The sequence below is a fragment of the Alteromonas sp. K632G genome, from assembly GCF_017653625.1.
In the GTDB taxonomy this organism is placed as follows: domain Bacteria; phylum Pseudomonadota; class Gammaproteobacteria; order Enterobacterales; family Alteromonadaceae; genus Alteromonas; species Alteromonas naphthalenivorans.
This window is the reverse complement of the sequence record NZ_JAGGDM010000034.1, coordinates 1-6,751: the sequence shown is the minus strand read 5'-3', so window position 1 is coordinate 6,751 and position 6,751 is coordinate 1. Positions and strand designations below refer to the sequence as shown.

Below are 6,751 nucleotides of genomic sequence, written 5' to 3'. Positions count from 1 at the left end.
CAGTTTCCCTTGGTAATTAGCGCTTACGACAGAATCGCTTGGTAATTAAGATACGACAAAGTCGCTTGGTGTTAACATGATAAATTGTAGTAGCTTATACTTGGTCTGACACTTTCATTTATAGATTTAGACACCATCTGACAGGCAGCTTTAGACAAGGAACGGACAGTCACCAGTATCGATGATACTTCTCTAAGGGTTGTGTTGTATCACAAATTTTTTTTTCGCGAACTACTCTTGAGAGATTTGAGTTTCAAAATGATTGTTGTTAGATTGATAAAATGAAACATATTTTAACGCATACACTTTTCTTCTGGTGGCGCTCTAAATAGAGCGGCACTGAATTCTTACATTCTTAAGCTGCTGGAAGGTAGCTAAGATTGTAATTTCTTTTGTATCTCCAGTAGCAATCTGTTTTAGCTAGGAGATATACCCATGAATACAAAACAAGATACCGATAAAAAAGAAATTATTTTAACCGGTGATAGAGCTACAGGCGCGTTACATCTAGGTCATTATGTCGGTTCTTTAAAGCAGCGTGTAGCTTTACAGGCAATTCATGAGCAAACGATTCTTGTTGCTGATATGCAAGGTCTTACTGATAATGCTCATAATCCAAAAAAAGTGTCATCCAACATTCTAAATGTTGTTGCAGATTACCTAGCTGTTGGCATTGAACCATCAAAAACAACTATTTGCCTTCAATCACAATTACCAGCCCTTGCTGAGTTGACTATGTATTACAGCAACCTTGTAACAATCAGTCGGCTAGAGCGAAACCCGACAGTCAAAAGTGAAATCCAAAACAAAGGGTTTGAACGATCTATCCCGGCTGGTTTTTTAACATATCCAATATCTCAAGCGGCTGACATAACTGGCTTCAACGCAACATTAGTTCCTGTAGGGGATGACCAACTACCAATGCTTGAGCAAACTAATGAAATAGTGAGAAAGCTTAACTCATTAGCAGGGCGTAACGTCTTGAATGAATGTAGACCTTTATTAAGTAATGCATCACGTTTACCTAGTGTGGATGGGAAAAATAAGATGTCTAAGTCTATGGGCAACGCAATTAATCTTGGGGCTACCGAAAAAGAGATATCCGATGCGATAAAATCAATGTATACCGACCCCAATCACCTAAGAGTCGAAGATCCCGGCAATATTGAAGGAAATGTTGTGTTTACCTATCTCGATGCTTTTCATCCAGATGAGGACTATATCAGCCAATTAAAAGAGCACTATCAACGTGGAGGTCTTGGAGACGGTGCAACGAAAAAAATACTGGAAGAGTGTTTGCAGGACATCCTCCGTCCTATAAGAGAGAAAAGGACAGAGTTTTTACACGATAAAGCTCAACTAATCGATATTTTAGTCGAAGGAAGTCAAATCTCTAGAGATAAAACAGAAAAAGTACTTTTCGATGTTAAAGATATTTTTGGACTCAATATTCTCTGAATAAACTGTTTTAAACAGCCAGCTTCGAGAGGTAAACGGCTGAACCTCTTGAAGCTGTTTTTCTGTATTCGAGATAATTTAAATTTCTTTCATTCACACCAAATATTCCTGAACGGCCGGTATACGTACTCTTCTGACCGTTTGATTACAAACAATTGAACGGCAGCTTTTGGCACAACTCTGAAGTTCTGCTCATATTATTACGCCATTCAACTTGACTGCCATACTTGTGGTTCCTATTGAGCAGGAGACAACTTATGGCAATTCGAATCCATACACCTTGCAACAAAGATCGCATAATTGGACAGAAGAAACCTCTTCAGATATCACATATATGGGGTATCCGAATTCGATTAGAACTTGAAGGTCGGACGCGTGACCTTGCACTGTTCAACCTTGGACATGATAGCAAGCTACGAGGTTGTGACCTCGTTAAACTAAAAGTTTCAGACGTCGTTTGCGGACGTTCTGCGCTGAGGCGTACGAATGTCGTTCAGCAAAAAACAGGTAGTCCTGTCCAATTTGAGATAACACCAAACACGGGGGAATCGATTTTGGCTTGGGTGAAGAAAGCAGAACTAAAAGCGTCTGACCACCTTTTTAAATCCCGTATACACGGTGCTGAGCACATATCAACTAGACAATATAGGAAGTATATGGCTAACTCTCTAATGAGCAAGAGCTAACCAATATTCCTCTAAATTCACCACTCAAACCGTTCTTCTGATTGCCTTGACTTTAATTCTTCATCGGCCTTTTCTTGTTCTACCCTTTTCTTTAGCCTGCTAAGTGTCATTTTGGTGCTTTCTACAACATCAGAGTTTTCGTGTGAAAGAAGCTCCTCAAACATTTCAGCTCTTTGTTCAATTATGGATGCACGTGAACCAATCCAAGACATTGGGATAGCAGCTCTTTCGAAAGCTTCAATCACTAACCACGGCTCAGGACTTTTGTTAACTAGAGCTTTTGCCAAGTTGGTTAGTATAAGATGTTCACCATTCTTCTCATATGGAGTGACCGACGATGCTAGAGTTTTAAATCTGGATATTGGTGATTCTTTGCACCACTCTATAGCTTTATCAAGAGGAAGTTTAGAGAATGGACTCGTTTCTCTAGATAAATGACTAGTTGTGATTTCACCTAACACATTATCATCTTTGAGAAATACATCTAAGGCTTGAGTCGGCTGTAGTTCGATTACAGTTGATAGAAACTCACCATAATCAAAAGCATAAACTTTATAAGTAGCTATGCCTTCAAACAGTTTTTTGAACAGAGTGTTAGCATCTTCCTCTGCCTTCTCTCCCAAAAAACATACTTTAGCTATCTGTGTCAAAGAATAATCTCGGCCACCATAGTCTCGTTGTTCTCTGCCATAATCATGCTTCAGTAAGAACTCTCTGCATTTTTTAATCAAATCCACACTAGGAACGTAAATAGCTTGTTTCTCCAACCCATGAAACCGCATGGTTAGTATTTCAATAACTGTACTGTGCCCATTTGGTTGCAACCAGAGCAAATCCAAGATAGTAATTAAGTCAGAGTCAGATATTGATTCATGCCTTCTACCAGATGCCATATTTCGGTACATCCAGCTCGGAGAGGTATTATTTTTTAACGATGTTATGAGCCTACTTACAGCAACTTCATCTAGCGGGCAATCAAACTGCACCAATGGGAATATCTGGTTTAGTCTATCGCTGTTTAATAAGCCATCTAAAATCAGTTGTGCTTTATCTGAGTAATTGTCGTAAACGTATCTGACAAAACCTCCGACAAAGTTCGAGTTTACTTTTTTGATATCTAATTTTTCTAGGCAGATGGCTATATCACCCCATGCCTTTTCAATATCATTTACTCCGCTCGCAACTCCATGACCAAACCTAAATAAGTGGTTGTTAGTATTCATAGTTGTAAGAATCTGAGCTAACTTTTTGATAAGATAGTCATAGTGCTCTTGAGCAACATGCGTGCCTAATTCTTCTGCGAGTTCTTGAGCTTTTTCATACCCCCATTTTACCGTTTCACCTTCTTCATCTAGCTCATCGAGACCGAAGTAATTATGGTTATCAGCAAACACATATAGCTCCATTTGACCGTCTAGATCTTGAGCTGCAATATTTGCTCTTAACATTTTAAGTCGGTTTTTGTGTTCTTTCGTCATTGATGTTGAATCAAACCGCAATGTTGCCCCTAAAGCCAGCCAACCTTGTGGCCATCCCCCGTTGCTACAGAAGCTTTTAGATATGGATTCGAGATCATCATGTAGTTCAGCTATTCTCCATAGCCCTCTAATATGACTAGCAAAAACTTCTTTGACACGCTCATCAATAACATTACCTGACGAAGCAAGATTACGAATTAGCAATAAGTATTCACGATACCAAGAAAGCACATCATTGCGACTTTGAGGCTCGTAGCCAAAGTCTCTTGATTTAGCACCAAAATCAAAACCATAACTTGATGAAAAGTGTGAAGTATTTAGCGAGTCATCGAGTAACTCATACCCCAGTTCTCTTTCGCTTTCATTCGTGCTATCCATGAGTTTGCCAATGCATTTAACTCGTCGCTCCAATGTTGCGTGTGTAGCTGATAGATAAAGCTGAAACAAACTACGAAGTAAGCTTCTAACAGAGTTGTTATTTTCCCCTTTTTTTTCAGTTAATGCGAAACGACAGAGCAAATCAAAGCATTGACTGAACAAGTCATCTTCATATGCGAGAGAGCGAAGAAGCCTTGTAATTGATATGTAATGAGGATTGTCCCTACTTAAGAAAGTTGAATCAAATTTTGCTCTTTGCTCCAGATAAGTGAGCACTTCATTTGGAATAATTGGGGCAATATTGGCCAACAATGAGATCGACAAGTCGTCATTACCTTTTTTAAAAAGTAAATCTATCACTCCATCGGCTTTTAGCCACAATGATGCTAGCTTAACAGCTTCTTCGCTGTCATTAAGATACCCAATACGACGTGAAAATGACTTGAGTAGTCTTGGTTGTGTATTGCTGTTTATGAACTTCACAATATTTGAATGAGGGACGTTCTGCAACGCTAAACGGGCAAGTCTATTCGCAATAGGGTGAGGTAATATCGCCATCCAAATGCTACGTTCTTGCGCTAAGTTTCGTCGCTTCAACTCTTTAGCAAACTTGTACATTTCAAGAGGAGGAAGCATTACTATTTCACCGAGTAACTTTAACTCTTCACTAAAGTCATCTTCAGATTCCAACTGAAACGAATAAGCTAATGATAGGCCCTCGGCTGCTTTTTCTAAGCCAATATCTGAATCATGGCGCTGATGAAACAGCCTTTTAAACAACTCTTCATCTTTTAATCTGGATATGTTTTCATCTTTTCCAACAGTAGAGGCAAGTGCATTAGCTACTCTTGCATTACCTCCTGAGAAATCAGCGATTTTCCCAGTAGTTTGTTTACTTAAATATGGGAACCTTGATGAAATCATTGCTTCGATAAGCTCACTAGAACTTGGCTCTAAGGTATAAACTTCAGTTTGCTCTGGCTGATCTTCTCTAACGTCGTATTCAATAGTTAGGATTCTAGCCGTGCTGTTATTTTTACATAAATTTGTAAGTTCACGATGTAAGTCGGGGGGACAGTTATCCACTACAATAATGGACTGTATATTGTCTCTAACAAGCCGTTCGACTAAAACTCGTGGAGTGGGTGAAGGAGATAGGCTAATGTCTGAATAGAACACGGTCTCTTTATCAAGAGCAATTCCTTCGATTCTCTCGTCAAATAGTGCTTGTACGAAGCGTGTTTTTCCTACACCTGACAGGCCTACTAAGCGGATGGATGCACCAGCTTTGAGTAAGCGCTCTCTAAGCAAATTCAATGCATCAACTGTAGCTAAACCTTCTGAGTTATTAGAGGAAGAACTATGAAGGCGTATAGCTTGATCTAATATGTATTCTTCCTCAATCCCCTTTGGGCAACTAGCCCAATTGCCATACTCCTCCCAGCCACGGTGGTCTTTACCAAAATTTGACCGTAACCAACAAGCCTGTTTTGATAGTGACTGTTTTTCGACAAACCTTTTAAGAAGTATGTAGATTTCATCTTGCTTCGAAGAAGGCTTACTTATATTAATATGATGAGCATCTATCGAGGTTGGTCGCACTTGTAGCCCAGGATCTGAACTATCAGGCTTAACAATCCTTCCAAATATCGGGAGAGATTTAGATTCAACAAGAACTAAATGGCGAATTTCTTTATCGTGGCACCATTCTCGATACCAAGTATTCAACTCCCGAAGAGTGGGATCATTACGTCCTAATGAACCAGTTACCGCCGATGGCTTAAGCAATAGAAATGTAAAAGCTCTGAGTAAAGCTCGCCCTAAAAGAGTATTCCCTTTTTGAGCTAAATCTGCACCAGTGTGAGGCGTCCCCATAAACGCGACACCTGTAACTCTATTAACCAGCCCAACAGCATCTTCACGCCCACTCTGGTCGCTTGCCAACCTAAGCAGTTGTTTAATAATTAACCCGCCTAGACTGTGACCAACAAGTATTATTTCGCCCTTACTTAACCTCTGTTCAGCCAAGAGTAATTCTAGTATGTTTTGCGCTTTATCTTGGATACCCATACCCGCATCTAGAAAAGTGAACTTTGGTGCCTCGTACCCAATAGCCCAAATGCTGCAATCTGAGATATCTTCATTCAGCCATAAAGGCCAAAAAACTTTTTCTGAATTATTTGATTGCCATGTTGTCTCTGCATGGCCGCCTAATCCGTGAATAAACACAACATGCTTTCTAGCCAAAGAATCGCCAGATTTCAATCGCAACTCAGCCACGTAAACCTCTATCGGTATAAATACTATCGCTTAAATTTTATCCCAAATGTTAATCATCTAATAGTTTTTATTTCAATAGGTTACATATGATAAAAACAAGACTAAACATTAGTGATTAGTGCGTACAATCGTGGCTGCTCATCGGCTAAGATATTAGACCACTCGCTTTAATTGCTTAATAGTAAGAACGGTAATTAAGCTCTCACCTATCACATTAGTTCTTGTATCGTGAAAAACTGTGAACTGAGTGTAGCTGAAATGAATGCTCAACTCATTTTGGGGCAGAAACGAGTTACACTTAAATGTCCGCTTTACGTACACAAGAGACTGTCAGCTTTGGTCTGGTTCTGTTACTGAAAATGCCAGACTAGATCATAACTAATCCACATAAACCTGTTAACACCAAGCGACTTTGTCGTATCTTAATTACCAAGCGATTCTGTCGTAAGCGCTAATTACCAAGGGAAACTG

At 39.5% G+C, this 6,751-nt stretch carries 2 protein-coding genes; one reads left to right on the top strand and one right to left on the bottom strand.

Annotation, left to right across the window (positions count from 1 at the left end; translation table 11 throughout):
• Positions 1-435 precede the first annotated feature (435 nt).
• On the top strand, positions 436-1,458 hold the full coding sequence (trpS, locus tag J5X92_RS20430) for a tryptophan--tRNA ligase (protein ID WP_208806406.1): 1,023 nt from the start codon (positions 436-438) through the stop codon (positions 1,456-1,458).
• Between the two features lie 703 nt (positions 1,459-2,161).
• Here the strand turns inward: trpS and J5X92_RS20425 are convergent.
• On the bottom strand, positions 2,162-6,280 hold the full coding sequence (locus J5X92_RS20425; protein ID WP_208806405.1) for an alpha/beta hydrolase: 4,119 nt from the start codon (positions 6,278-6,280) through the stop codon (positions 2,162-2,164).
• Between the last annotated feature and the right edge of the window lie 471 nt (positions 6,281-6,751).